The following is a 23,429-nucleotide window of genomic DNA, read 5'->3' on the forward strand; positions in this document are numbered from 1 at the left end:
CCGACAGCCGCGCCAATGTGACATGCCGGCAGCCGCCGAAGTCGGAAAGCTCGACTTCGGCGGCGGTCTTCGTGTCTGCTGAAGATGACGGCTATCGGGCAACTCGGGCATCCCCTGAAAAGGCGAGCCGGAGGCCGAGGAGGACCATCATGATACCGGCGAACCTCTCCTGCCATACGATCGGCATCGGACGGCGCGAGAGCCAGCCGCCGAGCGTGCTCGCGCCGAATGCGACGGAACTGAGGATGACGAAATTTGAAAGTTTCGTCACCGCCCCGAAAACAAGAAGCTGAACCGCCACCGGCCAGGAACTCTCAGGATTGACGAATTGCGGAAGGAAGGCAAAGAGAAAGACGAGCGCCTTCGGATTGGTGAGATTGTTGATCGTACCCTCGCGAAGCGCTGCCGCAGTCGAGACGGACCGCGCCGCCGCCCTTGCGCCGGCGCCGTGTCGGCCTGCTCCGCAATAAGGTTGGCGCCCAGCCAGGCCAAATAGGCGGCTCCCGCCCAGCGCAGAATGTCGAAAGCAAGCGGCGAGGCTTGAAGCAGCGAGGCAACGCCCAGGATCAGCAACGAGACCTGGATGGCCCCGGCAAGGACGGTTGTGACTTGCCCCAAGAAGCAGCCTACCCCTCCTCCCGCATCGTCTCCCGCTGAGTGATCAGCCGGGCGCTGTGCTGGCCGCTCAGATAAATCCACAGCCAGCTCCAGGCGACGGAGAAGCGCGAGCGGGTGCCGATCAGGAAGTAGATATGGGCAAGGCCCCAGATCCACCAGGCAATCCAGCCTTTGAGCTTGATCCGGCCGAAATCGATGATCGCGGCACTCTTGCCGATCGTCGCCAGACTGCCCTGGTGCCAGTATTTGAAGGGCGCCGGTGCCGGCTTGCCCGAAAGACGCGCGCGGATGACCTTGGCGACATAAGCGCCCTGCTGCTTGGCGGCGGGTGCGATACCCGGCACCGGTTTGCCGTCCTCGCGCATCACGGAGGCCGTGTCGCCGATGACGAAGACATCGGGCAGGCCGGGCGCGCTCAGATCCTTTTCGACAACCACACGCCCCGCCCGGTCGGCCGGCACGTCAAGCCACCGGGCGGCCGGCGAAGCCGTAACGCCGGCGGCCCAGACGATCGTCCGGCTAGGGATGAAGGTCTCCCCGATCTGCACGCCGTCGGCGCCGCACTCCGTCACCGGCTTGCCGAGGAGGACCTCGACCCCGAGTTTCTCCAGCGCCTTTTGTGCATAAGCCGAAAGCTCCTGGGCGAAGGTCGGCAGCACCCGCGGGCCGGCCTCGACCAGCACGACGCGGGTCTTGCGCGTATCGATGTTGCGGAATTCGTCCGGCAGCGTGAAATGCGCGAGCTCGGCGATAATGCCGGCAAGCTCGACCCCGGTTGGCCCGGCGCCGACGATGGTGAAGGTCAGCAGCGCATCGCGTATCGCCGGATCGGCCTCCATCTCCGCCTTCTCGAAGGCGAGCAGCACCCGCCGGCGGATCGTCGTCGCGTCCTCCAGCGTCTTGAGGCCGGGCGCCACCGGCTCCCATTCGTCATGGCCGAAATAGGCATGTGTCGCCCCGGTCGCCAGCACCAGCGTGTCGTAACCCAGAGTCATGCCGCTGCGTAACGAGACCGTCTTTGCGCCACTGTCGACATCGGTGACTTCGCCGAGCAGCACCGTCACGTCGGGCCGATCGGCATAGAGGCGGCGAATCGGCCAGGCGATTTCCGAGGTGGATAGAATGGTCGTCGCCACCTGATAGAGCAGCGGCTGGAAGAGATGGTGGTTGCGCCGGTCGACGAGCGTGATCTTCACGCCTGCGTCTCTCAACCCGTTGACGAGCTGCAGCCCGCCGAATCCGCCGCCGACAACGACGACGTGATGATCGCCCATGACCTGCCCCTTTTGCGCCATTTCGCTGAAAGCCAATGTGGGCCTCGGCGCAAAGCTTGCCAACCGCCGTTTCGGCATGTCTCCCCTGCGCCGATCGCAGCCGAAAAGGCCGCCCGACGGATCCGAAGAAGTTGGGCGGCCTGAAACCAGATCATAACGCAGATGGCGTCAGTGCCGATCAATAGGGACCGATGCACTGACGACGGGGGCCAGAATAGGGCTGGAAGGTATTGTCATACGCTCTGTACGAACGATACCGGGCATAGCACCAGCTCTCGTGGCTGCCGCCCCCTCCATAGTAGGCAGACGACGCATAGGCCCGATAGGGCCGGCCATAATAGCCGCCGTAATACCCGAAAGGCCGGCGGTAGTAGCCGTAGGGCGAGCCATAATAGCGGTAAGGCGAACCGTAATAGCCGTAGGGTGAACCGTAGTACGAGCCGTAATAGGGCTGCGCCAACGCGCCGCCAATGATGGTGCCAACGGCTAGACCGCCCAAGGCCCAGCCCCAGCCCGATCCATTGTGGTGATGATGGCCGTGATACCCGCCTCCATGATAACCGCCACCCCAATGACCGCCGTGGCCACGCCACTGCACTTGCTCGATTTGCTGCTGTGCTTCGATCCTGGGTGGGTTGATAGCCGGAAACGCCTGAGCCGGCGTGACGCCGGGGGCACCCACGATCAAGGCCAACGTGACGATTGCCAGCTTTCTCATGACTGTTCTCCTCTTCCTCCAAGAGGAGGAATATCCTCCCCTCCTCCTGAACCAAAGGTGAACATAATATAACGAAAAACGTTCCGTATCGAGACAAATTAATCGCTGCCGATGGCACTGAGGATTATCGGCTCCTCCTGCATTCCGACCTTATTTTTTCCGCATGGCACGGTTCACCGGGCGTAACCCACGGGTATCGCCATTCCATGTTTCAATTCTTCCATGGAGATCGACGCCGAGACGTCGAAGAGTTCCAGCTTGCGCACGATCTGCTTGTAGATCACGTCGTAGTGCTCGACGCGCGGCAGGACGATCTTCAGGATGTAATCGTGATTGCCGGTCAACCGGTGGGCCTCGACGATCTCGGGAATGTCGCTGATGATCCGGCGGAAGCTTTCCGTCCATTCATCGGAATGATGCGCCGTCTTCACCAGCGCGAAGACCGTCGTCGGAACGCCCATCCTTTCGCGGTCGAGCACGACGATGCGCCGGGCGATATGGCCGCTTTCCTCCAGCCGCTGGATGCGCCGCGAGCAGGCCGACACCGAAAGCGCTACGCGCTCGGCAAGGTTGGTTACGGAGATGCCCGCATCCTTCTGCAGCATATCGAGAATACGTCTGTCGCGATCATCCAGCATGTGTGAGAAGTGAACCCTCCGCCTTAATTTTGCGCCACCCCTCCAAACCGCGCAAAATAATAGCACACATTAGACGCGCAGGACAAACAACGCAAACACGTCGCGCGGGCATTGCGGCATCATTTCCGAAAGTTGAAGCATGGGAGCATGAAGAGATGGAAACGATCGGCCTGATCGGCGGCATGAGTTTCGAAAGTTCGGCGGTCTATTACCGGCTGGTCAACGAGATGGTGCGCACCCGCAAGGGCGGCCTCGCCTCGGCCGAGGTCATAATGCATTCCGTCAATTTTGAAGAGATCGTCGCGCTTCAGAAGGCCGGCAACTGGGATGGAGCCGCCCGCCGCCTCGCCGACGTGGCCTTGCGCCTGCAGATCGCCGGGGCCAATTGCGTCCTCATCTGCACCAATACCATGCACCTGATCGCCGAGGAAGTCGCGGCAAGGATTTCCGTGCCGCTGATCCACATCATCGACGAAACGGCGAAATCGCTGCATGCGGCCGGCCGCAAGCGCCCGCTGCTGCTTGCCACCCGCTACACGATGGAGCACGGCTTCTACGCCGACCGCATGAAGAACCTTGGCATCGACATCATGGTGCCCAACGCCGCCGACCGCACCACTGTGCACGACATCATCTTCAACGAACTGTGCGCCGGCAAGGTGCATGACCGCTCGCGCGAGAAGCTCATCGATATCATCGACCGCGCCGTGGAAAACGGCGCCGACAGTATCATCCTCGGCTGCACCGAGATTTGTCTGATCCTCGATCCCGACCGTCTGCCGCTGCCGGGCTTCGACACCACGGCGATCCATGCACGGGCTGCGGTCGAATTCGTCCTTGGCGCAGAGGAAGATGTGGAAGAGGAAGCCGCTTGATGCGCGTCGACATGTAGTTGACTCAGTCAACTAAATGCATGACAATAGTCTTCATACGGAGACTATTGTCAGTGTGTTGACTCAGTCGACCAACCCTTCTTTCGACATGCTCGGGCTTGTCCCGAGCGTCTGCTTCCGGTCGATAGGGTAGCAGATCCTCGGCACAAGGCCGAGGATGACGGCGAGCGAGGAGCGGGCCTTGTCAGCAGTCTGGCGAGATCTCCCCCTGGAGATCACCATGTCCGACATCGCCCTCATCGAAACCGCCCGCGACTTCAACCGCTTTTACACGAATTTCCTCGGCCTCCTGAACAAGGCCTATCTCGACTCGCCCTACACACTGACGGATGCCCGCATCCTTTTCGAGATCGGCTCGCATGCGGGCGTCAGCGCCACCGCACTCGCCCGCGACCTGCATCTCGATCCGGCCTATCTCAGCCGCATCCTCAAGCGTTTCCGCGCCGAAGGGCTGATCGATAACAGCGCCGATCCAGCCGATCTGCGCAGCCAGATCATCACTATCACCGACCGGGGACGCAAAGAGTTCGAAGAACTCGGCCGACGCGCCAATGCGCAGATCGCCGCCCGTTTCGACACGCTTGCAGCCAGCGAGCCGCAGGCGGTCGTCTCGGCCATGAACACGATCCGCGCCCTGCTCGACCCGGCGGCAAAGCCCGTGCCGGCGATCATCCGTGCCCATCGCGCCGGCGATATCGGCTGGATCGTCGAGAGCCAGAGCCGCTTCTATACCGACGAATATGGCTGGGACCTGCGCTTCGAGGCGCTGATCGCCGAGGTCGCCGGCAAATTCCTCGCCAATTTCGATCCCGAGAAGGAATATTGCTGGATCGCCGAGCGCGGCGGCGTCAATATCGGCTCGGTCCTCGTCACCAATGGCGGCGACGGCATCGCCAAGCTGCGCCTGCTCTATGTCGACAAATCCGCCCGCGGGCTCGGGCTCGGCAAGCTACTGGTCGAGGAATGCATCCGATTCGCCAGACACAAGGGCTATCGCCAGCTTTCGCTCTGGACGAACGACATGCTGGATACGGCCCGCGCGATCTACGTCAAGGCCGGCTTCCGACTTGTCTCCGAGGAGAGACATCGGATGTTCGGCCCGGAAGCGAACGGGCAGACATGGGTACTCGATCTCTGAATTTGCTGCATAGCAGAAAATTCCGCTTGATTTGGAAATGATCGTTCCCTAATTAGGGGCCATGACCATCGCCGACCTCACATCAGATCAAAGAACCCGCAGCCGTGGCCGTCCGCGGGAGTTCGATATGGACGCGGCCCTGGATGCGGCCCTGCGGGTCTTTTCCGAACGCGGCTATCACGCCACCTCCATCAGCGATCTGGCCGAGGGGATGGGCCTTGCCTCGGGCAGCATCTACAAGGCGTTCAAGGACAAGCGCGGTATCTTTGTCGCCGCTTTTTCCCGTTATCGCCAACTCGGCCGGCGGCGCCTGGAAGCCATGATCGCGTCTGCGGAAACAGGCCGCGAAAAGGTCTTCCAGATGGTGATGTATTATACGGAGCTCTCCCATGGCGAGGCCGGCCGCAAAGGCTGCCTCGTCGTCGGCGGTGCCAATGACTTCGCCCTGCTCGACGATGAAACGGCCGCCCATGTCGCCACTGCCTTTGCCGCTGACGAGAAGCTGATGGCCGATCTCATCCGCATCGGCCAGGCCGACCACACCATCCCGCAGACGGTGGACCCTGATGCCGCCGCCCTCGCCTTTCTCTGCTTTACCAAGGGCTTGCGCGTCATCGGCAAAACAGGACGCAGCAGGCAGGAGATGGTTGCCGCAGCCGAAGCGGCGATGAAGCTCGTGACCTGAACGGGTACGTCCAGACGATCGAAATAGTGGCATCCGCTCAAGGATCGGGTGGCCGCAGCCAGCATTTTTGCATTCAACTTTCACGATCTTTGAATACCGGAGTTTCTGATGAGCATTTCAGCCACCACGCCGGATAAAGCCATTCCACGCGCACTATCCCCCTGGCTCACCTTCCTTTTCGCCGCCGCCTGCGGGCTGGTCGCCGCCAATCTCTATTACGGCCAGCCGCTTGCCGGCCCGATCAGTGCCGATCTCGGCTTCTCCCCTGCCGCAACCGGCCTGATCGTCACGCTGACGCAGATCGGCTACGGCCTCGGCCTGCTGCTGATCGTGCCACTCGGCGACCTCACGGAAAACCGCCGGCTGGTGCTGCTGCTGATCGCCGTCTCTGCCGTGGCACTGATCGGCGCCGCCCTGTCGACGACGCCTGCGATGTTTCTCACCGCCTCGCTCTCCATTGGCCTCGCCTCCGTCGCCGTCCAGGTGCTCGTACCCTTTGCCGCGAACATGGCGCCGGATGCCACACGCGGCCAGGTCGTCGGCAATGTCATGAGCGGCCTGCTCTGCGGCATCATGTTGGCGCGGCCCTTCGCGAGCTTCGTCGCCGAGGCCTCCTCGTGGCACATGGTCTATTACGTCACGGCAGCGTTGATGCTCGTGCTCGCCATCGTGCTGCGCGCCAACCTGCCGGTCCGTGTGCCGAAGACGAGGCTCGGCTATGGCGAACTGCTGGCCTCCATGGCCCGTCTGGCCCTGACCTCGCGGGTGCTGCAGCGCCGCGCCCTTTACCAGGCCGGCATGTTCGGCGCCTTCAGCCTGTTCTGGACGACGACGCCGCTGCTGCTCGCGAGCCCGGCTTTTGGCTTGACGCAGAACGGCATCGCCCTCTTTGCGCTTGCCGGTGCCGCCGGCGCCGTCGCCTCGCCAATCGCCGGCCGCCTTGCCGACCGCGGCATGACCAGAATCGCCTCGACGATCGCCATGCTGCTCGGCATGGCCTCCTTCCTGATCAGCCACCTCGCAAGCGACGGTTCGCTCGCCGCCCTGATCCTTCTCACCGTTGCCGCGATCATGCTCGATTTCGGCGTCACGACCAATCTCGTCTGCGGCCAGCGCGCCATTTACGGCCTTAACCCGGAACATCGCAGCCGACTGAACGGCCTCTTCATGGCCACCTTCTTTGGCGGCGGCGCGCTCGGCTCGGCGCTCGGCGGCTGGGCCTATGCGACCGGCGGCTGGACGATGACGTCGTGGATCGGCTTCGCCTTCCCTGCGCTGGCCTTCCTGCTGTTCCTGACGGAAGGGCGTGGCAACAAAGCCTAGAGCATGTCTCGCAAAAGCGTGCAGCGGTTTTGCGATTAAGACATGCGGAAAAACAAAGACCTAAAGCATGATAGCGAATCTGAAAGATCGCGACATGCTTTAGCTCTCTGCAGAATCGAAGCGCAAGCGAGCGTCACGAACCGCTTCGTGGTTCGCTTCCGCCCAATTCAAGAGCTGCGACAGCGGCTGGTAGAGCGAACGGCCGAGATCGGTCATCGAATATTCGACGCTCGGCGGCTTGGTGGGGAAGACTTCGCGATTGACATAACCGTCCCTCTGCAGGTCGCGCAGCGTCTGCGTCAGCATGCGCTGTGAGATATCGGGGAGCATCCGCCGCAACTCGCCAAACCGGCAAGGCCGAGCCGCCAATATCTCAAGCAGCAACGTCGACCATTTGCCGCCGATATGCTGCATCATGTCCCTGACTGGGCAGTTGGAAAAATCGAGACCAGCGAGATCGATCTCGCGCCGCATCTCCGGCATCCTGTTCTTCAAACTGAGGACCTCGCCGCTCATCTGCTGGTTCCCTTTTGGTAACGTAGAGCCGAAAAACTGCCTGCTTTACACCGCCAAGTCAATTCCTATTCTAGTGTTAGTCTCTTTTTGAGACTGTCATCAAACGCAGAAGGAAATGACGTATGAGCGAAACCATCCTGGTCACCGGCGCCGCCGGACAGCTCGGCCAGCGTGTCATCCATCACCTCATCGACACCTACAAGGTCGCCCCAGGCAGGATCGTCGCGGCAACGCGCAGCCCGGAAAAGCTCGTTGAGCTGGCGAACAAGGGCGTCGCCACCCGCAAGGCCGATTTCGATGATGCGGCCAGCCTGGAGAAGGCCTTCGCCGGCGTCGACCGGCTGCTGATCATCAGCACCGACGCGCTCGATACCCCCGGCAAGCGCCTCACCCAGCACAAGGCTGCCGTCGCTGCCGCCGCCAAGGCAGGCGTCAAACACATTGCCTATACTTCGATGCCGTCCCCGGACAATTCGCTCGTCATCTTCGCACCCGACCACCTCGGCACCGAAAACGCTATCAAGGCGAGCGGCATCGCCTATACGATCTTCCGCAACGCCTGGTATCACGACAATTACCTGCACGGCATGCCGCACAACCTGCAAGGCGGCAAATGGTACAGCGCCACGGGCGACGGCAAGATCTCGACTATTGCACGCGACGACTGCGCCCTGGCGATCGCCGCAGCGCTTGCCTCCGGCACCTCCGAAAGCGCCACCTATACCCTGACCGGCACTGAACTGCTGACCAACCGGCAGGTCGCCGCCACCGTCTCCGGGGCCGCCGGCAAGCCGCTCGACGTGGTCGACGTCAATGACGAGCAGCTCGGCCAGGGCATCCGCGGCGCCGGCCTCCCCGGCTTCATCGCCGACATGCTGGTCTCCGCCGACGCCAACATCCGCGCCGGCAAGTTCGAGATCATGACCGAAGACTTCATCAAGCTGACGGGTAAACAGCCGCAGCCGCTGAAGGATTTCTTCGTGGCGCATAAGGCTGCGTTGACGGCTGCTGGCGCCGATGCCCATTGAACATTCCGCTCATCCCTGCGCGTGTCGCAGGGATGAGCGGTCAGGTTTTGAATGAGAAAACCTCGTTACTGCAAACGAGTCATTCACGGCGCGGACGCGCCGTGGCTGGATTCCTGTGACAAGCACAGGAATGAGGGGCGGAAAGGTAACGCTTCCCGTTACCTGCTGTCTCAATGACGACCGGAAATTCTGGCAACAGCGCTTATTTTGATCTCCCTCATTCCTGTGCTTGTCGCAGGAATCCAGTGCGCCCAAGTCCTTGGGCGCTGACGACCCAATACGCCCACTGCGCCTGCCGCCAGAAACGTCATGACTCGATTCCGGTCAAAACACAGAGGCAACGGCCTTCCTCAAACCTTCTGCCCGCATGCCCTGCAAAAACGCCTCACCGTTTCCGCCATGCCATATTCCAGCGCATCGGCAGTCAGTCCATGGCCAATGGAAACCTCGGCAAGCGCTGGAATGCGCTTCACCAGATCAGGCAGGTTTGCGACCGTCAGATCGTGCCCGGCATTGACGCCAAGGCCGATCGCCAGCGCCGCGTCTGCAGTCTTTCCCAGCGCTTCGAGGATGGGAGCCGCCCGTTCGGGCGCGTCGTAGCAGCCGCCATAGGGGCCGGTATAGAGTTCGATTCGGTCGGCGCCGACCGCCTTGGCGATCTTGACCGCTTCCGCATCGCCGTCGCCGTCGGCAAAGAGCGAGACCCGGCATCCCATCTTCTTCAGCCGGGCGACGACATCGGTGAGGAACGCCTGATGTTTGCGGAAATCCCAGCCGTGATCGGAGGTCGCCTGGGAGGGATCGTCGGGCACCAACGTCACCTGCTCGGGTGCAGCGCCGGCGCAGAGATTGAGGAATTCGTCAGTCGGGTATCCCTCGATGTTGAACTCGGCCTTGGGGAATTCATCGTCGATCAGGTTGCGGATAACGGGCAGGTCGGAAAAACGGATATGCCGCTGATCGGGGCGCGGATGCACCGTCAGGCCGCTGGCGCCTGATGCAAGGGCTATGCGCCCCAGGACTTCGACACTCGGCCAGGGCAGATCACGCCGGTTGCGCAGCATGGCAATAGCGTTGAGGTTCACGGAGAGCTTGGCTGGCATGGCGGGATTATCCATCGGTCTCGGAAACGGGTGGCCCCGCTTTTAAGCCAAGTGTCCGGCGATGGCCAACGAGAATCGCGACGCCGATCATTGATGGATCGGCATTACAACAGTGAGGAGCTACCAGGAATAGCAGTTCCCGCCGCTGCGAAGATGCGGCGGGTGCGGCGCGTGTTTTGCCAGAACCTTCGCGCAAAGCCTGCAAAGCACGCCGTCGCGTTGCTATCCCATTTAAAAGAGATTATTTTTAGCACTTCTAAAAAAGATCGTTCACGCATAACGTGGACATTGTGTCGCGTAAACGTAGGCCGCGTACTGCTTCTTTCCCCATGTAAGACGCTCAGAGGAAACCCCACTCGCCGCGACCGGGAAGCAACTGGCAAATCCGCATGAGGTGCAACAAGATGCCCTAGGAGGGTTCATGCCAGACGGTTCCAAACGCCTGTTTGCTGCCGCCGGTATCGTTTCGGAGGCCCGGTCGAAATACCGGTTCCTGCCTTCGGCCGCGCTGCCGCCGGATCTACCGGGAGGTCCGGTGCCTATCGCCGATATGGCCAACGCATTCGGCGTTACGCACAGGACATTGCATTTCTACGAAGAAAAGGGACTGATCTCGGCCAATCGCATCGGCCTGATGCGGGTCTATGGCCAGGACGACGTGATGCGCATGGCCGTCATCACAGTCTGCCGCGAGACAGGCATGCCGATCGCGGTTATCCAGGAGTTGATGGACGAGCTTCGCAAGGCCGATTCGCAGGAAACAGCCGAGGCGATGTTTCGCGAGGCCTTGCAGGTGCGCAAGCGCGAACTGACGGCCGAAATGTCGACGCTGCACCGCCAGCTCCAACAGGTCGGCGATCTCCTGGATTTCGACGACGGCATGGAGACGCCGCCGCTCAACGACAATCAGGACAGTTCCAGCCTGACCGCGCAGGAACTGCGTTGCCTGGAACTGATGGCAGAGGGCTATTCCACCCAGCGCATCGCCCGGGCGCTCGACCTGAAGCATGACGAGACCCGCGATCTCGAAGCCGGCATCATCCTGAAATTCCGTGCCAACAATCGCTTCCAGGCAATCGCCAAGGCGGTCCTGCTCGGCATCGTGCAAGCTTAGCCCGGGTCGTGCCCGGACGTTCGCCACCGTCCCCTTCCCCCGGCCGAGCGCTGTCAGCGAACGATCGTCAGCGTCTCCGCCGCGCGCGTGATCGCGGTATAGAGCCAGCGTTCCCGCGTATCGCGAAAAGCCCAGCTCTCATCGAAGAGCACGACGTCATTCCATTGCGAGCCCTGCGCCTTGTGGACGGTCAGGGCATAACCGTAGTCGAACTCGTCATAGCGCTTGCGGGTGTTCCAAGGAATCTCGCCTTCGACATCCTCGAAGGCTTGTTTCAGCAGCTTGATCTTGGCCGCCCCGCGATCCATGTCGTCGTCCTCGGGACGGACGAGCAGATTGATGCCGGGCTTCGTCGTTTCCTTCGACGAGGTCATCACCTGCCAGAGCGAGCCGTTGAGCAGGCCCTTGGCCGGATCGTTCCGGAGGCAGACGAGCTTGTCGCCGGTCTGCGGATAATCGGCGGAAAAACCCTTCAATTCGCGCAGCCGCTGATTATAGCGCCGCCGCGTGCGGTTGGTACCGACGAGCACCTGGTCGGCATCGAGCACGAGCTGCTGCGTCACCTCATTCTTCGAAATCACCTTGGCGGTGCCGTAGTCGCCATACATGATCTCATTGCCTTCGCGCACCTGCATGGCGAGCTTGATGATCGGATTGTCGCGCGCCTGCCGGTGGATATCGGTCAGAAGATAATCCGGGTCCTGGTTGGTGAAGTAGCCGCCGCCGCTGACGGGCGGCAGCTGGCCGGGATCGCCAAGCACCAGGATCGGCGTGCCGAAGCTCATCAGGTCCTTGCCGAGCGCCTCGTCCACCATCGAGCATTCGTCGACGATGATCAGTGCCGCTTTCGCCACCGGGCTCTGCCGGTTGATCGCAAACATCGGCGCAATCGAAGTCTTGCCGGTTTCCTCGTCCTCCACCGCCTCCTCGCCACGCGGGCGATAGATCAGCGAATGAATGGTCTTGGCGTTGGAGGCGCCGCGCGAACGCAGCACCTGCGCGGCCTTGCCCGTAAAGGCGGCAAACAGCACGTCGCCGTCGACATTCTCGGCAAAATGCCGGGCAAGCGTCGTCTTGCCCGTTCCGGCATAGCCGAACAGGCGAAAGAGCGGCGAGCGCCCTTCGTTCAGCCATTTCGAAACAGCCTTCAGGGCTTCGTCTTGTTGCGGCGCAAATTGCATGATCGGACGACTTGGCAGGATTCGCCGCTATTAGGCAAGGCGGAAACTGACACCGCATGGCCGATGGCGGCAGATCCTGCCAAATCACCCGTCCCAGCCCCGGTCCACGCCGCCTGCGCACATCGACGGGTCCTGCGCCATCGCATCCATCAGAAAATCCAGAACAGTCTTGACGCGCAGCGGCATGTTGCGTCGCGAGGGATAGACGACGGTAACCGGCAGCCGGCTCGGCTGAAAATCCTTCATCACCGGGATCAGCCGCCCGGCGGCAATGTCGGGCATGGCGATGACGTGGGAGAGCACCGCAAGCCCCGCGCCGGCAAGGACCGCCCTGTGAATGGCGACGGCGTTACAGGCCGTCAGCCGCGGCGATATCCTGACGGATATGTCCTCCGAGCCATTCGAGAAGGACCATATGTTGGCCTCGCCTGCCCTGCTGTAGCACAGGCATTCATGGTCCTTGATGTCCTTCGGGGCGCGCGGCGCCGCCCTGCGTGCGAGATAGGCGGGAGAAGCGACGAGGAAAGCCGTCGTCCAGCCGATCCGCCGGCAGACGAGGCTGCTGTCGGCGACCGGGCCAAGGCGCACTTCGAGATCCAGGCGCTCCTCGATCATATCCGAGCTCTGCTCCCTGAAAAGCAGCTCGACCAACAGCTTCGGATGGGCGGCGAGAAGATCGCCCAGCCGCTCGCTGAGATAGAGGCCGAGCGGTGCCGGAACGCTCAGCCGGACCTTGCCCGAAGCGACCACTCCATCCGATCCGGCGGCATCGCCGAGCTCCTCCACCGCTTCGAGAATCCTGAGCGCCATCGGCAGCATCCGTTCCCCTTCCGCCGTCAGTGACAGGCCGCTCGTCGTGCGATGCAGGAGGCGCGTGTTGAAATGACCTTCGAGTGCGGCAACCTGCCGCGAGACCGCTGGCTGGGTCACGTCGAGATCGTGTGCTGCCGCTGAAAACGAGCCCGTCTCCACGACGCGTTGAAAGCTCCGCAATGCCGAAACGATATCCATGACAGCCCCCTCATACTTTTGCGCATAGGCTTTATGCCGCCAGACTAGGCGAGAATGGCTTTACAGTCCAGCAATTAAGGATATCGTTTATCCATAAGGATGCAAAATATCCTTAATTAGAGGAAAAAGACATGACCCAGCGATTGAACTACGCCCAGCAGTCCCCCGAACTTTTCAAGAAATTCATGGAATTCAGCATGGCGCTCCGCAGCAGCGTGATCGACGAGAAGCTGCAGGCCCTGGTCGAGATCCGCGCTTCGCAAATCAACGGATGCGGCTTCTGCCTCGACATGCATGTGAAGCAGGCCAAAATCCTCGGCGAGAGCGAGCTGCGGATCTATCACGTCGCCATCTGGCGGGAATCGAACCTGTTCATTCCCCGCGAGCGCGCAGCGCTGGCCTGGACCGAAGCGCTGACGAAACTTCCCGAGGGCGGCGTGCCCGACGAGATCTATGAGCGGGTTCGCGGCCAGCTTTCCGAAAAGGAAATCTCCGACCTGACCTTCGTTGTCATGGCCATCAATGCCTGGAACCGCGTCAATGTCGGCTTCAAGACCGTGCCCGGCACGGCCGACAAAGCCTATGGCCTCGATAAGGCAGGCCTGAACTAAGCCTCGCAATTCATAGAAGATTCAATTTTGACGCTGCCGCGCCGCGGCAGCGAAAGGAGATCCCTTATGAAAATCGTCGTCATCGGCGGGACCGGCCTCATCGGTTCGAAGACTGTCGAGCGCCTGCGCAAACGCGGGCATGAGGTGATTGCCGCCTCGCCGAACTCAGGCGTCAACACGATCTCCGGAGAAGGGCTGGCGGAAGCGCTTGCGGGCGCCCAGGTCGTGCTCGACCTTGCAAATTCACCCTCCTTCGAGGACCAGGCCGTGCTCGAATTCTTTGAGACCTCGGGACGCAATCTTCTCGCCGCCGAAAAGGCCGCAGGCGTCAAGCACCATATCGCCCTTTCGGTCGTGGGCACCGAGCGCCTGCAGGAAAGCGGCTATTTCCGCGGCAAGCTCGCCCAGGAAAAGCTGATCGAGTCCTCGGGCATTCCCTATACCATTGTGCATTCGACGCAGTTCATGGAATTCCTGAACGGCATCGCCCAATCCGGCACGGTCGGCCAGACGGTTCGGCTGTCGCCCGCCTATGTGCAGCCGATCGCGTCCGATGATGTTGCCGACGCCATGACCGATGTGGCGCTTTCAGCCCCGGCCAATGCGACGGTCGAGATCGCAGGTCCCGAGCGCGCCCGCCTCAGCGAGCTCGTCGCCCGCTACCTGACGGCGGTGAAAGACCCGAGGACCGTCGAGGCCGATGCAGAGGCGCGATATTTCGGCGCAAGGCTGAACGATCAGTCGCTCGTCTCCGATGATAATCCGCGGCTCGGCACGATCACCTTCGAAGAGTGGTTCGCCAAATCAGCCCGATCGAAGTGATTGGCCTGCCTCAGGACGCGGCCGCTCGGACGCGTCCTCTCCACCTCAGCAACAAAGGAGATTCCCATGATCAGAGCATCAATCATCGCCGCCGCGCTCGCCTTTCTCGCCGCGACCGGTGCCACCGCCCACGACAGCAGCAAATCCGCGAAGGTGACGCTCGTCTATGAGCACGAACTGCCGAACGTGCCGGGCAAGAGCATCAAGGGCGTGCTGGTCGAATACGGCCCGGGCGGCTTTTCCGAAGGCCATACCCACCCGGATTCGGCCTTCATCTACGCCACCGTGCTCGAAGGATCGATCCGCAGCCAGGTCAATGACGGCCCGGCCAAGGTCTATCAGGCCGGGGAGAGCTTTTCCGAAATGCCGGGCGACCGCCATGGCGTCAGCGCCAACGGCAGCGAGACCGAGCCCGCCCGCCTGCTCGCCGTCTTCGTCGTCGACACCAACCAGAAGGAATTGACCTTCCCGCTGCAGAACTGACGACCCGCCATTGGCTATCCGCGCAAATCCCGCGCTTGCGCGGGTGGCCGACATGCTGAATCAGGTGCCGCCGCCCCTTCCGGAGACAGACAGAGATGATCTACGACGCGCTCTTCGGCAAGCCGCTGATATCCCTGATCGTGGTCGGCTTTGCCGGTATCCTCGTCTGGTACTTCCTCTCCAGCCAGCGGCCGACGACGCGGCTGGTGGTGCAGATCCTCTTTTTTGCGGTGATGACGCTGATCCTCGTCGGCAGCGGCATCGAACCACACCGTTTCCAGGGATATCAGTCCGAAGACCCGCAGGCCCTGCTCGTCATCGTCGCCAAATCGCTCTGGTGGGTCCACCTGGCATGGGCCGTCATCGGTTTCATCAGGCTTTATCTGGTGCTGGAGGGCAGTCCGCGGGAGGCCCGGCTGCTTCAGGATCTAGTCATCGGCGTCGTCTATATCGGCATGGCGCTCTCGATCCTCGCCTTCGTCTTCGGCGTGCCGATCGGCACCCTCGTCGCGACGTCGGGCGTGGTCGCCATCATTCTCGGTCTGGCGCTCCAGAACACGCTCGCCGACGTCTTTTCCGGCATCGCGCTCACGCTCGGACGGCCCTATGTCATCGGCGACTGGATCCTTTTGAGCGACGGCACGGAAGGGCGCGTCGCCGAAAGCAACTGGCGCGCGACGCACATTCTGACCGGCGCAAACAATGTCGTCGTCCTGCCGAACAGCTTTCTCGCGAAACTCGGCCTGACCAATGTGAGTCGGCCGGACGAGACCCATCTCCTGATCCTCACCATCCGCATCGCCCCGACACGGATGCCGGCATCGGTCCGCCAGGTCATGCTCTCCGCGCTCACGAGCTGCAATACGATCGTGCGCGAGCCGCCGCCGGTCGTCGCGTTGAAGGGGCTGGATGCCACCGCGCTCGAAGTCGAGCTGCAGTTCCGGGTGACGAGCCCCAGCCAGCGCGTGCCGGCGCGAAACGAGGTGCTCGATCTCGTCTATCGCTATTGCAAATCCGCCGGCCTGCTTCTCGCCGTCCCACCCGCGGCCAATGTCCTCGCGGCCGACCTGCCCACGGAAGAAAACGCCAAGCCGCCGAGCGTCACACCGCTTGCGCTGATCGAAGCCATTCCGGTCTTTGCGACGCTGACATCAAATGAAAAGCAGAAACTCGCCGAAACCACCGCTGTCCGGCAGTTCCGCAGGGGCGATGTGATCGTGCGGGAGGGCGAGATGCTGCCCGCGCTGATGATGGTGCGCGCCGGCATCATCGTGGCGCGGCGCGAAGGCGAAGAGCGCCGGCGGTTTGCGCCGGGCGATTTCTTCGGCGAGACCGGCCTGCTCGCCGGCATGCAGGAGATCTGCGCCTTGGAGGCCCTGACCCCGGTGACGGTCTATGAAATCGACCAAGAGGCCTTCGCGCCGCTGCTCACCGAACGCCCCGCTTTGGCCGAAGAGATCGCCGAAGCCCTCGCCGGCCGCGCCGAACGCTTCCGCGACGGCGCCGCCCTGCCTCCGGAACAGGTCCGCAACGCGCATGCCATCCTGAACACCATCAGAACCATTTTCAGGGCATGATCAGCCGGCGCGCTGGAGGACCCATTGAAACGTATTCTGCCAGATGTCCGCCGGCACCTCCTCGGATAAGGTGCCGACGAGATCGGAAAGCCGGACGGCTCTCAGCGTATTTCGCCAGGCCTCGTCGGCTTCCCACATGATGCGCGCGACCGCGCAAGGCTTGCTGTCGCAGTAGCCGGCGGGCCGGCACGGATTGTTCTCCCGGATATTCGTGCAGGTGAAGCTGCGCGCCTTTCCCTCGACCGCTTCGACGATGTCGAGGAAATTGATCTCGGACGGGGATCTCGCAAGCCTGTAGCCGCCGCTCGGGCCAAGCGTGGTATTGACGAGCGAGGCTTGCGAAAGGCTTTGCAGCGCCTTGGAGAGATATTCCTTCGGCAGACCATGAAGCTCGGCGAGCGCCTTGGTGGAGAGATACCTGCCCTCGGGCAGGCCCGCGAGAATGGCGCAGCAATGCAGCGCCCACTCGACCTGGCTTTTCAGGATCATTCAGCAACTCGCAATGGCTGGTTCCGCGAACCAAATTAAGGACATAGAATATCCGCAAGAGGGCATGATGTAAATGACCGGCGATGATAGTGAAGACATCCACCTTCGCCGAGCAGATCGTCCCGCAACCGCCATTTTCCGCGAAAAACTTTCGCTCAGCCGGGAATAAATTTGCGTCGTCCCGTGTCTCATCTCAGGTATCGCAGCATTGCGAGCCCAACCTGAGGAGAGACATCATGACATCCGTGAAATTCCTGTCCGTCGCGGCGGCAGCCGCCCTTGCCGCGAGTGCTACTTTCGCCGCCCCTCCTGTCAAGGAAGTCGAATCCACCAAGGGCAAGGTGCTTGCCGGCGAAAACGGCATGACCCTCTACACCTTCAAGAAGGACGCCAAGGGCGTTTCCAACTGCTACGACGATTGCGCCAAGAACTGGCCTCCGCTGATGGCGGCTTCCGATGCCAAGGCCGATGGTCCATATTCGATCATCGAACGCAAGGACGGCACAAAGCAATGGGCCAAGGACGGGATGCCGCTCTATTACTGGGTCAAGGACAAGAAGGCCGGCGACATCACCGGCGACGGCGTCGGCGGCAACTGGGATCTCGCCAAACCTTGATCGTAGAGGCCCTGATCACAAGAGAACCGGCGTGAAGACACCCGCACCCGAAACATTCGAGGGCCAGATCCTGGCCCTCCTCCCCTCGCTCAGGCGCTATTCGCGCAGCCTGACGCGCTCGGATGCCGATGGCGAGGACCTGCTTCAGGATTGCGTCGAGAAGATTCTGACGCGCCGCGGCCAATGGCGCGGCCTCAATCTGCGCGGCTGGGTCCTGACCATCATGACCAATCTCTACCGCAACGGCCGGCGCGGCAAGGCACGCGCCGGCATGGTCGAGCTTGATGCCGCGGAGGATATGGCAGCGCCCGAACCGCCGGCCGATCCGCTGGAGCGCGCCCGGCTCAACGATGCGCTGAACAGCCTTTCGGAGGAGCACCGCGCCGTGCTGATGCTCGTCGTCATCGAGGGATATAGCTACAGCGAGATCGCCGCCGCCCTCGATATCCCGATCGGCACCGTCATGTCGCGCCTGTCGCGCGCCCGCCGGCGCGTCGCCGAGCACCTGAAGGCCGACAACGTCATTACGCTTCGGAGGCCGAAATGAACGAGACCAACCCGATCGTCACCGAAGCCGATCTCCACGCCTATGCCGACGGGCAACTGCCTGAAATGGCCCGCGCGCGCATCGAAGCCTACCTCGCCGACAATTCGGACGAAGCGGCGATGGTCGCCGAATGGCAGGCGCAGAATGCCGGCATCCGCTCGCTGTTTTCAGGCTACGAGAAGGCCAGGAAGACCGATCCTCTGCTGGTCGCGCTCCCGCGCGCAGTCTCGCCCACGCGAAATCGCTGGGCACTCGCCGCCGCAACCCTCGTCGTCTTCGTCCTCGGCGCCGTCAGCGGCCATTACGGCCCGGGCCTTCTGGAAAAGCCGGATCTGCAGCTTACCGGCTCCGAAACCTTTCCGAAACAGGCCGAGACCGCCTTTACCGTCTATGCCGCCGAGGTCCGCCATCCCGTCGAGGTCTTCGCCGACGAGGAGGCTCATCTCGCCACCTGGCTCGGCAAGCGCCTGGCGATCGAAAACCTCAAGATCCCGAACCTGCAGCCGCTCGGCTTCAAGCTGGTCGGCGGCCGCCTGCTGCCGGTCGACGGCAAGCCGGGGGCGATGTTCATGTACGAGAACCAGGCCGGCGAGCGCCTGACCGTCATGGTCGGGCGCCATCGGGAAAACCGCACGACCAGCTTCCGCTTCGCCTCGTCAGGTAATCTCGAAACCTTTTACTGGATCGACGGAGAGCTCGGCTATGCGGTCACCGGCGAAATCTCGCGCGAAGCGCTGCGCGCGGTGGCCGAGGAGTGCTACCGGCAGTTTCCGTCGTGACGCTCAGCGCAGCGGATCGTTGCCAAGCTCGATCGGCTTGCCATGCGGCGTCGCTTCCGCCGCCCGCTGCCAGCTCTTTTGCAGATCAAGGATGGCGGAGGCATCCACCACGCCACGACTGACCAGCATGCCCGAAAGCGCCGCCACCCAGCAGTCGAAATAGTCGCTGCCGTCCTCGGCCCGGCCGGGCTGATGCAATTCGTTTGAGAGAGCCGCCGCCCACTCGCTCCAGGAAAACAGCCCCTTCTCATGCAGATGCACGGTCATGGCGAAAGCTTCGGCCGCCCAGGGTTCGGGGAAGACGGGATCACCCTCCGGCGACTTCGGCAGGCCCGGAGATTGCGAGAGCTGAGAGGGGTTTTCACACGCGCTCAAGATAGCTCTCCCACGCATCGATCGAGACCGTGAGCGACGGGTCGGCGCCCTCGCCCCAGACCTCAGTGCCGTCGAAGACGACGGTATAAAGCCATTGCGGGTTCTCGCCCCTGCCATGCGCATTGTCGTCGGGAAAGACGAAGGAACCCTGCACCGCTTCGACGATACCGGTCTTGGCCCTGGCATAACGCGGCAGGCGCGTATGGGTCGCCGGATTGAAATTCCTCGTCCGCACCGTCTCGCCGACCGCAAAGATCGGCGCGGCCTCGACAGGACGATCGCATGGCCCGCCTTTCGCGAGAACTGCCGGCACCATCTCTGCCTTCAGCACCCGTTTGGGCGCCGCCCCATCCTGCAGCCGATGCCCGGACAACAGCTCCTCGCGCGTCACAAAACCGTGCCGTTCGAGCAGGGTCTCGACGCCTCGTATCCAGATCTCGTAATAGCTCGCCGCGAGATAATCGGCCGGCGGAATGTTTTCGCGCGCATGCCGGCTTTCATCGATCGTCCAGGCCCCGAAAGCGCCGCAGGAAAGCGTGATGCCGAGCGCCCGCTTTTCCCATTCCATATGGAAATAAGGCTCGTCCTTTTCAGGCGCGACCGGCCCGAAACCCATCTGCCCGCCGAGATCGTGCGGTCCGTTCATGACAGAGCCTCCGGGCTGCCTGCAACAGCCGTCCCGATCATCGCATCGCGGCTGACGAGACCAGCCAACGCGGCCTCGTCCATGCCCTCCGTACCTTTGGGTCGCTCGGGGATGACGAGATAACGCAGCTCCGCCGTCGAATCCCAGACGCGGATCTTTTTCCCCTCAGGCAGCGTCAGCCCGAACTCGGCCAGCACGCCGCGCGGATCGATGACGGCGCGCGAGCGATAGGCCGGCGCCTTGTACCAGACCGGCGGCAGGCCGAGCACCGACCAGGGATAACAGGAGCAGAGCGTGCAGACGATGAGGTTATGGGTGTCGGGCGTATTGAAGACGGCGCGCATATGCTCGCCCTGCCGGCCGGTAAACCCAAGGCTCGCAATCGCCGCCGTCGCATCGCGCTTCAGCCAGTCCGCGAATTCCGGATCGCTCCAGGCCTTGGCGACGACACGCGCACCATTTCGCGGCCCCACCTTCGTCTCATAAGTCTCGACAATCGCATCGATCGCCGCCGGATCGATCAACCCCTTCTCCGTCAGCAGCGTCTCCAGCGCTTTGACGCGCGCCTGCATGTCGGAATAGTGATTGTCTCCGTCATGCCCATGGGCATGACGATGGAGATCGTCGTGGTCATGGTCGTGCAAGGCAATGTCCTCCCAGAACGGAGCGTCCGTTTCTTATCTCCGCGGTAGCCCGGACACCCCTTCCACCCAGCGGGGAGAAGGGGACTCGCGGCAAGGCCCGGCCCTTCCTCAAAGCATTCTCGCATAAACATCTCTTCTCTTTCTATCACACCCCAAAACCCCGCCAAGCCCTCCTATCCCCCTCGAACTTTTCCGCTAATCTCCTGCCATGAACATCCTGATTCTCGGCGCAACCGGCTTCATAGGCTCCGTCGTCGCGGCCCGGCTTGCGGCTGATGGGGATGCCGTGACCGGGCTCGGCCGCAATCCCGCACGAGCGCGCTTGAAGCAGCCGGCGATAAACTGGCGGCGGGCTGATCTCTCGCGCATGACGAAGGCTGAGGATTGGGAGGATATTCTTAAGGACCAGCATGTCGTCGTCAATTGCGCCGGCGCGCTGCAGGACGGCCTATCGGACGATCTGGCGGCCACTCAGGCAGAGGCGATGCTGGCGCTTTATGCCGCCGCGAAAGGCTCCCATCCTCTGATCGTGCAGATATCGGCAAGGACGGCCGGCGCGGCCGGCGAACTGCCTTTCCTCGCCACCAAGCGGCAGGCCGACGAGGCGCTGGCGGCAAGCGGCCTGCCTCACCTCATCCTGCGCCCTGCCCTCGTTCTCGGCCGCAACGCCCATGGCGGCTCGTCGCTCATCCGGGCGCTTGCCGCCTTTCCCCTGGCGCTGCCGCTCACCCATGCGCAAAGCCCGGTCGAAACGCTTTCCGTGGATGACGTGGCGGAGGCCGTGTCGCGGGCGGTCGCAGGCGATCTGCGCGGGGATATCGTTCTTGCCGCCGACGAGGTGCTGACGCTCGCCGATCTCGTGCGCCTTCACCGGCAATGGCTGGGCCTGCCGCCCGCCCGCGTGATTTCCCTTGGCGCCTGGCTTGCGCGGCCCGTGACCTGGCTCGCCGATGCCGCGGGCCTGCTCGGCTGGCGTTCGCCGCTGCGCTCGACGGCGACGACAGTCATGTCCGAAGGCATCAAAAGCGCGAAGGCGGAGAGCGGCCTTGCCGCGACATCAGCCGTGGCAACGCTTTCGGCCAATCCCTCCGGCGTGCAGGATCTCTGGTTCGCCAGGCTCTATCTCCTGAAGCCGCTGGTCATAGCAGGCCTGTCGGTCTTCTGGCTGCTCTCCGGCCTGATTCCGCTGCTGGCGGTGCAGAAGGCCTCCGCGCATTTCCTGCCCTTCATGCCCGAAGCGGCGGCGACGGTGCTGACGCTTGTCACTTGCCTCATCGATATCGCGCTCGGCGCCGCCGTCCTTGTCCGCCCGCTCGCCGGACGCGCCCTCCTCGGCATGCTCGCCGTCTCACTGGCCTATCTCACAGGCGGCTCACTTCTCGAACCCGCCCTCTGGCTCGATCCGCTCGGCCCGCTCGTCAAGGTGCTGCCGTCCATCCTGCTGACGCTCACGGCGCTTGCCACCCTGGATGAACGCTGATGCTCGAGCAATGGCTACTGCTTGCCCATGTCATCGGCGCGACCGTGCTCTTCGGCACCGGCGCCGGCATCGCCTTTTTCATGGTGATGGCGCACCGCACGCGCGATCCCGTGCTGATCGCCCATGTCGCGGCAACCGTCGTCATCGCCGACACCGTCTTCACGGCGACCGCTGCCCTTCTCCAGCCGGTGAGCGGCTATCTCCTGGCGCGGTCGATCGGCTGGGACCTGTCGGAGGGCTGGATTGCGCTGTCGCTGCTGCTTTATGTCGTGACCGGCCTGTTCTGGCTGCCGGTCGTCTGGATTCAGATCCAACTGCGCGACCTCGCCCGCGCCGCGGCAAGCTCGGGAAGCGCTCTGCCGCCGAGCTATGACAGCCTCTACCGCATCTGGTTCGCCTTCGGCTTTCCGGCCTTCACGGCCGTCCTCGGCATATTCTGGCTGATGCTGACGAAACCCTCGATCGCTCTATTTTAGCATCGGCCAGAGGCTCGTCACCAGAAGCACCGCCATGCTGACATTGAACCATTTCAGCCGCACCGGATCGGACAGCCATTCCCGGAGCGCCAAACCGAAACCTGCCCAGGTCGAGACACTCGGCACGTTGACCACCGCGAAAGCCAGGCCGACGATCAGCACGCTCAAGAGGTAGAGCTCGGGATTGGTATAGGTCGCCATCGCGGTCACCGCCATCACCCAGGCTTTCGGATTGACCAATTGGAAGGCTGCCGCCGGGACAAAGGACATTGGCGCAGCGCCACTCTTACCCTCGCTGAGCGAGCGCGACGAGGCGATCTTCCAGGCAATCCAGACGAGATAGGCGCCGCCGGCGAACTTCAGCGCCGTATAGACCACGGGCATCGTGTGCAGCAGCGCCCCGATCCCGAAACCAACGCCGATCAGCAGCGAGAAGAAACCGGCGCCAATGCCGAACATATGCGGGATCGTTCGGCGGAGGCCGAAAATTCACGCCCGAGGCGAAGAGCATCATATTGTTCGGCCCCGGCGTGATCGAAGTGGTGAAGGCGAAGAGAACGAGGGCATCGCCGATGCCATCGCATCATTGTCATGGTGACAGGATTACTTGAAAGATAGCGGCGCAGCCCAATCTCTTCCCCAG

At 62.6% G+C, this 23,429-nt stretch carries 28 protein-coding genes and 1 pseudogene; 15 read left to right on the plus strand and 14 right to left on the minus strand.

The genetic code is table 11. The features are described from left to right. Window positions 1-91: 91 nt before the first annotated feature. From HJC00_RS32420 to HJC00_RS10385, 5 genes are all read right to left on the minus strand, one after another. The gene (locus tag HJC00_RS32420) at window positions 92-385 is read right to left on the minus strand and encodes a LysE family translocator (RefSeq protein WP_282615061.1); all 294 of its coding nucleotides are present in this window, start codon (window positions 383-385) and stop codon (window positions 92-94) included. Next, a complete protein-coding gene (locus HJC00_RS32995; RefSeq protein WP_311044170.1) occupies window positions 268-699 on the minus strand; it encodes a LysE family transporter in 432 nt (143 codons plus the stop codon). Before HJC00_RS32995 ends, HJC00_RS32420 begins: the two co-directional genes overlap by 118 nt. After that, a complete protein-coding gene (locus HJC00_RS10375) occupies window positions 627-1,892 on the minus strand; it encodes an NAD(P)/FAD-dependent oxidoreductase (protein ID WP_210631593.1) in 1,266 nt (421 codons plus the stop codon). The genes HJC00_RS32995 and HJC00_RS10375 overlap by 73 nt, the downstream gene beginning before the upstream one ends. A gap of 178 nt (window positions 1,893-2,070) precedes the next feature. Continuing rightward, window positions 2,071-2,610, minus strand: a complete 540-nt coding sequence (locus HJC00_RS10380) for a BA14K family protein (protein ID WP_210630710.1) — start codon at window positions 2,608-2,610, stop codon at window positions 2,071-2,073. 173 nt (window positions 2,611-2,783) lie between these two features. Beyond that, window positions 2,784-3,248 carry an Lrp/AsnC family transcriptional regulator gene (locus HJC00_RS10385; RefSeq protein ID WP_210630708.1) on the minus strand — a complete coding sequence of 155 codons (465 nt, stop codon included), beginning with the start codon at window positions 3,246-3,248 and terminating at the stop codon, window positions 2,784-2,786. Window positions 3,249-3,403: 155 nt separating this feature from the next. Between HJC00_RS10385 and HJC00_RS10390 the strand changes: the two genes are divergently transcribed. The 4 genes from HJC00_RS10390 (at window position 3,404) to HJC00_RS10405 (ending at window position 7,287) form a co-directional block, all read left to right on the plus strand. Then, window positions 3,404-4,123: an aspartate/glutamate racemase family protein gene (locus HJC00_RS10390; RefSeq protein WP_221163990.1), complete on the plus strand. Its 720-nt coding sequence runs from the start codon at window positions 3,404-3,406 to the stop codon at window positions 4,121-4,123. 238 nt (window positions 4,124-4,361) lie between these two features. Beyond that, window positions 4,362-5,279 (plus strand): helix-turn-helix domain-containing GNAT family N-acetyltransferase, encoded by a 918-nt coding sequence (locus HJC00_RS10395; RefSeq protein ID WP_210630705.1) that lies wholly within the window; start codon window positions 4,362-4,364, stop codon window positions 5,277-5,279. Between the two features lie 61 nt (window positions 5,280-5,340). After that, the gene (locus HJC00_RS10400) at window positions 5,341-5,964 is read left to right on the plus strand and encodes a TetR/AcrR family transcriptional regulator (RefSeq protein ID WP_221163991.1); all 624 of its coding nucleotides are present in this window, start codon (window positions 5,341-5,343) and stop codon (window positions 5,962-5,964) included. Window positions 5,965-6,072: 108 nt separating this feature from the next. Continuing rightward, complete coding sequence (locus tag HJC00_RS10405) at window positions 6,073-7,287, plus strand: MFS transporter (protein ID WP_221163992.1); 1,215 nt, start codon at window positions 6,073-6,075, stop codon at window positions 7,285-7,287. Between the two features lie 99 nt (window positions 7,288-7,386). Here HJC00_RS10405 and HJC00_RS10410 read toward each other — a convergent pair whose 3' ends face one another. After that, window positions 7,387-7,803, minus strand: a complete 417-nt coding sequence (locus tag HJC00_RS10410; RefSeq protein ID WP_210630699.1) for a helix-turn-helix domain-containing protein — start codon at window positions 7,801-7,803, stop codon at window positions 7,387-7,389. Between the two features lie 122 nt (window positions 7,804-7,925). Here HJC00_RS10410 and HJC00_RS10415 point away from each other — a divergent pair, with 122 nt between their 5' ends. Next, window positions 7,926-8,831, plus strand: a complete 906-nt coding sequence (locus tag HJC00_RS10415; RefSeq protein WP_221145481.1) for an SDR family oxidoreductase — start codon at window positions 7,926-7,928, stop codon at window positions 8,829-8,831. A gap of 350 nt (window positions 8,832-9,181) precedes the next feature. On the opposite strand, the gene HJC00_RS10420 is transcribed toward HJC00_RS10415, so the two are convergent. Continuing rightward, window positions 9,182-9,934, minus strand: a complete 753-nt coding sequence (locus HJC00_RS10420) for a pyridoxine 5'-phosphate synthase (protein ID WP_210630696.1) — start codon at window positions 9,932-9,934, stop codon at window positions 9,182-9,184. A gap of 421 nt (window positions 9,935-10,355) precedes the next feature. On the opposite strand from HJC00_RS10420, the gene HJC00_RS10425 reads away from it, so the two are divergent. Next, complete coding sequence (locus tag HJC00_RS10425; protein ID WP_221145482.1) at window positions 10,356-11,048, plus strand: MerR family transcriptional regulator; 693 nt, start codon at window positions 10,356-10,358, stop codon at window positions 11,046-11,048. 53 nt (window positions 11,049-11,101) lie between these two features. Here the strand turns inward: HJC00_RS10425 and HJC00_RS10430 are convergent, their stop codons facing one another. Both HJC00_RS10430 and HJC00_RS10435 read right to left on the minus strand, forming a co-directional pair. Further along, a complete protein-coding gene (locus tag HJC00_RS10430; protein ID WP_210630692.1) occupies window positions 11,102-12,229 on the minus strand; it encodes an ATP-dependent RecD-like DNA helicase in 1,128 nt (375 codons plus the stop codon). Between the two features lie 84 nt (window positions 12,230-12,313). Next, window positions 12,314-13,240: a LysR family transcriptional regulator gene (locus HJC00_RS10435; RefSeq protein WP_221145483.1), complete on the minus strand. Its 927-nt coding sequence runs from the start codon at window positions 13,238-13,240 to the stop codon at window positions 12,314-12,316. Between the two features lie 131 nt (window positions 13,241-13,371). On the opposite strand from HJC00_RS10435, the gene HJC00_RS10440 reads away from it, so the two are divergent. The 4 genes from HJC00_RS10440 to HJC00_RS10455 all read left to right on the plus strand — a co-directional run bounded on the left by HJC00_RS10440 (window position 13,372) and on the right by HJC00_RS10455 (window position 16,733). Further along, complete coding sequence (locus tag HJC00_RS10440) at window positions 13,372-13,851, plus strand: carboxymuconolactone decarboxylase family protein (protein WP_085778718.1); 480 nt, start codon at window positions 13,372-13,374, stop codon at window positions 13,849-13,851. A gap of 66 nt (window positions 13,852-13,917) precedes the next feature. Further along, window positions 13,918-14,673: an SDR family oxidoreductase gene (locus HJC00_RS10445; protein ID WP_210630687.1), complete on the plus strand. Its 756-nt coding sequence runs from the start codon at window positions 13,918-13,920 to the stop codon at window positions 14,671-14,673. 66 nt (window positions 14,674-14,739) lie between these two features. Beyond that, window positions 14,740-15,156 (plus strand): cupin domain-containing protein, encoded by a 417-nt coding sequence (locus tag HJC00_RS10450; protein ID WP_221163993.1) that lies wholly within the window; start codon window positions 14,740-14,742, stop codon window positions 15,154-15,156. A gap of 95 nt (window positions 15,157-15,251) precedes the next feature. Further along, on the plus strand, window positions 15,252-16,733 hold the full coding sequence (locus HJC00_RS10455; protein WP_221163994.1) for a cyclic nucleotide-binding domain-containing protein: 1,482 nt from the start codon (window positions 15,252-15,254) through the stop codon (window positions 16,731-16,733). Here the strand turns inward: HJC00_RS10455 and HJC00_RS10460 are convergent, their stop codons facing one another. Next, a complete protein-coding gene (locus tag HJC00_RS10460) occupies window positions 16,734-17,222 on the minus strand; it encodes an Rrf2 family transcriptional regulator (RefSeq protein ID WP_210630681.1) in 489 nt (162 codons plus the stop codon). A 236-nt stretch (window positions 17,223-17,458) separates the two neighbouring features. On the opposite strand from HJC00_RS10460, the gene HJC00_RS10465 reads away from it, so the two are divergent. The 3 genes from HJC00_RS10465 to HJC00_RS10475 are packed head-to-tail and all read left to right on the plus strand — an operon-like array spanning window position 17,459 to window position 19,165. Further along, entirely contained in the window at window positions 17,459-17,839 is a 381-nt protein-coding gene (locus HJC00_RS10465; protein WP_210630679.1) for a hypothetical protein, read from the plus strand. 31 nt (window positions 17,840-17,870) lie between these two features. Beyond that, on the plus strand, window positions 17,871-18,386 hold the full coding sequence (locus HJC00_RS10470; protein WP_210630677.1) for an RNA polymerase sigma factor: 516 nt from the start codon (window positions 17,871-17,873) through the stop codon (window positions 18,384-18,386). Further along, window positions 18,383-19,165, plus strand: coding sequence for an anti-sigma factor (locus HJC00_RS10475; protein WP_210630676.1), 783 nt, complete (start codon window positions 18,383-18,385; stop codon window positions 19,163-19,165). Before HJC00_RS10470 ends, HJC00_RS10475 begins: the two co-directional genes overlap by 4 nt. Window positions 19,166-19,168: 3 nt before the next feature. Here HJC00_RS10475 and HJC00_RS10480 read toward each other — a convergent pair whose 3' ends face one another. From HJC00_RS10480 to nthA, 3 genes are read right to left on the minus strand one after another with little or no spacing between them, the layout of a single operon-like run. Beyond that, entirely contained in the window at window positions 19,169-19,540 is a 372-nt protein-coding gene (locus HJC00_RS10480; RefSeq protein ID WP_210630674.1) for a nitrile hydratase accessory protein, read from the minus strand. After that, the gene (nthB, locus tag HJC00_RS10485; RefSeq protein ID WP_210630673.1) at window positions 19,527-20,186 is read right to left on the minus strand and encodes a nitrile hydratase subunit beta; all 660 of its coding nucleotides are present in this window, start codon (window positions 20,184-20,186) and stop codon (window positions 19,527-19,529) included. The genes HJC00_RS10480 and nthB overlap by 14 nt, the downstream gene beginning before the upstream one ends. Beyond that, the gene (gene nthA / locus HJC00_RS10490; protein WP_210630672.1) at window positions 20,183-20,830 is read right to left on the minus strand and encodes a nitrile hydratase subunit alpha; all 648 of its coding nucleotides are present in this window, start codon (window positions 20,828-20,830) and stop codon (window positions 20,183-20,185) included. The genes nthB and nthA overlap by 4 nt, the downstream gene beginning before the upstream one ends. 208 nt (window positions 20,831-21,038) lie before the next feature. On the opposite strand from nthA, the gene HJC00_RS10495 reads away from it, so the two are divergent. Next, window positions 21,039-22,310 (plus strand): SDR family oxidoreductase, encoded by a 1,272-nt coding sequence (locus HJC00_RS10495; RefSeq protein ID WP_221163995.1) that lies wholly within the window; start codon window positions 21,039-21,041, stop codon window positions 22,308-22,310. Then, entirely contained in the window at window positions 22,310-22,786 is a 477-nt protein-coding gene (locus HJC00_RS10500; RefSeq protein ID WP_221145487.1) for a DUF2269 domain-containing protein, read from the plus strand. Before HJC00_RS10495 ends, HJC00_RS10500 begins: the two co-directional genes overlap by 1 nt. Here the strand turns inward: HJC00_RS10500 and HJC00_RS10505 are convergent. After that, window positions 22,778-23,360 (minus strand): annotated as a pseudogene (locus tag HJC00_RS10505) (LysE family translocator). The gene HJC00_RS10500 and the pseudogene HJC00_RS10505 overlap by 9 nt on opposite strands. Window positions 23,361-23,429 lie beyond the last annotated feature (69 nt).

The sequence above is a fragment of the Rhizobium sp. NLR22b genome, assembly GCF_019685295.1.
Taxonomy (GTDB): domain Bacteria; phylum Pseudomonadota; class Alphaproteobacteria; order Rhizobiales; family Rhizobiaceae; genus Rhizobium.

Excerpts from the sequence above, each read along its gene's own strand:
- HJC00_RS10375 (WP_210631593.1), bottom strand. The coding sequence starts at position 1,892 with ATGGGCGATCATCACGTCGTCGTTGTCGGCGGCGGATTCGGCGGGCTG.
- HJC00_RS10380 (WP_210630710.1), bottom strand. The coding sequence starts at position 2,610 with ATGAGAAAGCTGGCAATCGTCACGTTGGCCTTGATCGTGGGTGCCCCC.
- HJC00_RS10385 (WP_210630708.1), bottom strand. The coding sequence starts at position 3,248 with ATGCTGGATGATCGCGACAGACGTATTCTCGATATGCTGCAGAAGGAT.
- HJC00_RS10390 (WP_221163990.1), top strand. The coding sequence starts at position 3,404 with ATGGAAACGATCGGCCTGATCGGCGGCATGAGTTTCGAAAGTTCGGCG.
- HJC00_RS10395 (WP_210630705.1), top strand. The coding sequence starts at position 4,362 with ATGTCCGACATCGCCCTCATCGAAACCGCCCGCGACTTCAACCGCTTT.
- HJC00_RS10400 (WP_221163991.1), top strand. The coding sequence starts at position 5,341 with ATGACCATCGCCGACCTCACATCAGATCAAAGAACCCGCAGCCGTGGC.
- HJC00_RS10405 (WP_221163992.1), top strand. The coding sequence starts at position 6,073 with ATGAGCATTTCAGCCACCACGCCGGATAAAGCCATTCCACGCGCACTA.
- HJC00_RS10410 (WP_210630699.1), bottom strand. The coding sequence starts at position 7,803 with ATGAGCGGCGAGGTCCTCAGTTTGAAGAACAGGATGCCGGAGATGCGG.
- HJC00_RS10415 (WP_221145481.1), top strand. The coding sequence starts at position 7,926 with ATGAGCGAAACCATCCTGGTCACCGGCGCCGCCGGACAGCTCGGCCAG.
- HJC00_RS10420 (WP_210630696.1), bottom strand. The coding sequence starts at position 9,934 with ATGCCAGCCAAGCTCTCCGTGAACCTCAACGCTATTGCCATGCTGCGC.
- HJC00_RS10425 (WP_221145482.1), top strand. The coding sequence starts at position 10,356 with ATGCCAGACGGTTCCAAACGCCTGTTTGCTGCCGCCGGTATCGTTTCG.
- HJC00_RS10430 (WP_210630692.1), bottom strand. The coding sequence starts at position 12,229 with ATGCAATTTGCGCCGCAACAAGACGAAGCCCTGAAGGCTGTTTCGAAA.
- HJC00_RS10435 (WP_221145483.1), bottom strand. The coding sequence starts at position 13,240 with ATGGATATCGTTTCGGCATTGCGGAGCTTTCAACGCGTCGTGGAGACG.
- HJC00_RS10440 (WP_085778718.1), top strand. The coding sequence starts at position 13,372 with ATGACCCAGCGATTGAACTACGCCCAGCAGTCCCCCGAACTTTTCAAG.
- HJC00_RS10445 (WP_210630687.1), top strand. The coding sequence starts at position 13,918 with ATGAAAATCGTCGTCATCGGCGGGACCGGCCTCATCGGTTCGAAGACT.
- HJC00_RS10450 (WP_221163993.1), top strand. The coding sequence starts at position 14,740 with ATGATCAGAGCATCAATCATCGCCGCCGCGCTCGCCTTTCTCGCCGCG.
- HJC00_RS10455 (WP_221163994.1), top strand. The coding sequence starts at position 15,252 with ATGATCTACGACGCGCTCTTCGGCAAGCCGCTGATATCCCTGATCGTG.
- HJC00_RS10460 (WP_210630681.1), bottom strand. The coding sequence starts at position 17,222 with ATGATCCTGAAAAGCCAGGTCGAGTGGGCGCTGCATTGCTGCGCCATT.
- HJC00_RS10465 (WP_210630679.1), top strand. The coding sequence starts at position 17,459 with ATGACATCCGTGAAATTCCTGTCCGTCGCGGCGGCAGCCGCCCTTGCC.
- HJC00_RS10475 (WP_210630676.1), top strand. The coding sequence starts at position 18,383 with ATGAACGAGACCAACCCGATCGTCACCGAAGCCGATCTCCACGCCTAT.
- nthB (WP_210630673.1), bottom strand. The coding sequence starts at position 20,186 with ATGAACGGACCGCACGATCTCGGCGGGCAGATGGGTTTCGGGCCGGTC.
- HJC00_RS10495 (WP_221163995.1), top strand. The coding sequence starts at position 21,039 with ATGAACATCCTGATTCTCGGCGCAACCGGCTTCATAGGCTCCGTCGTC.
- HJC00_RS10500 (WP_221145487.1), top strand. The coding sequence starts at position 22,310 with ATGCTCGAGCAATGGCTACTGCTTGCCCATGTCATCGGCGCGACCGTG.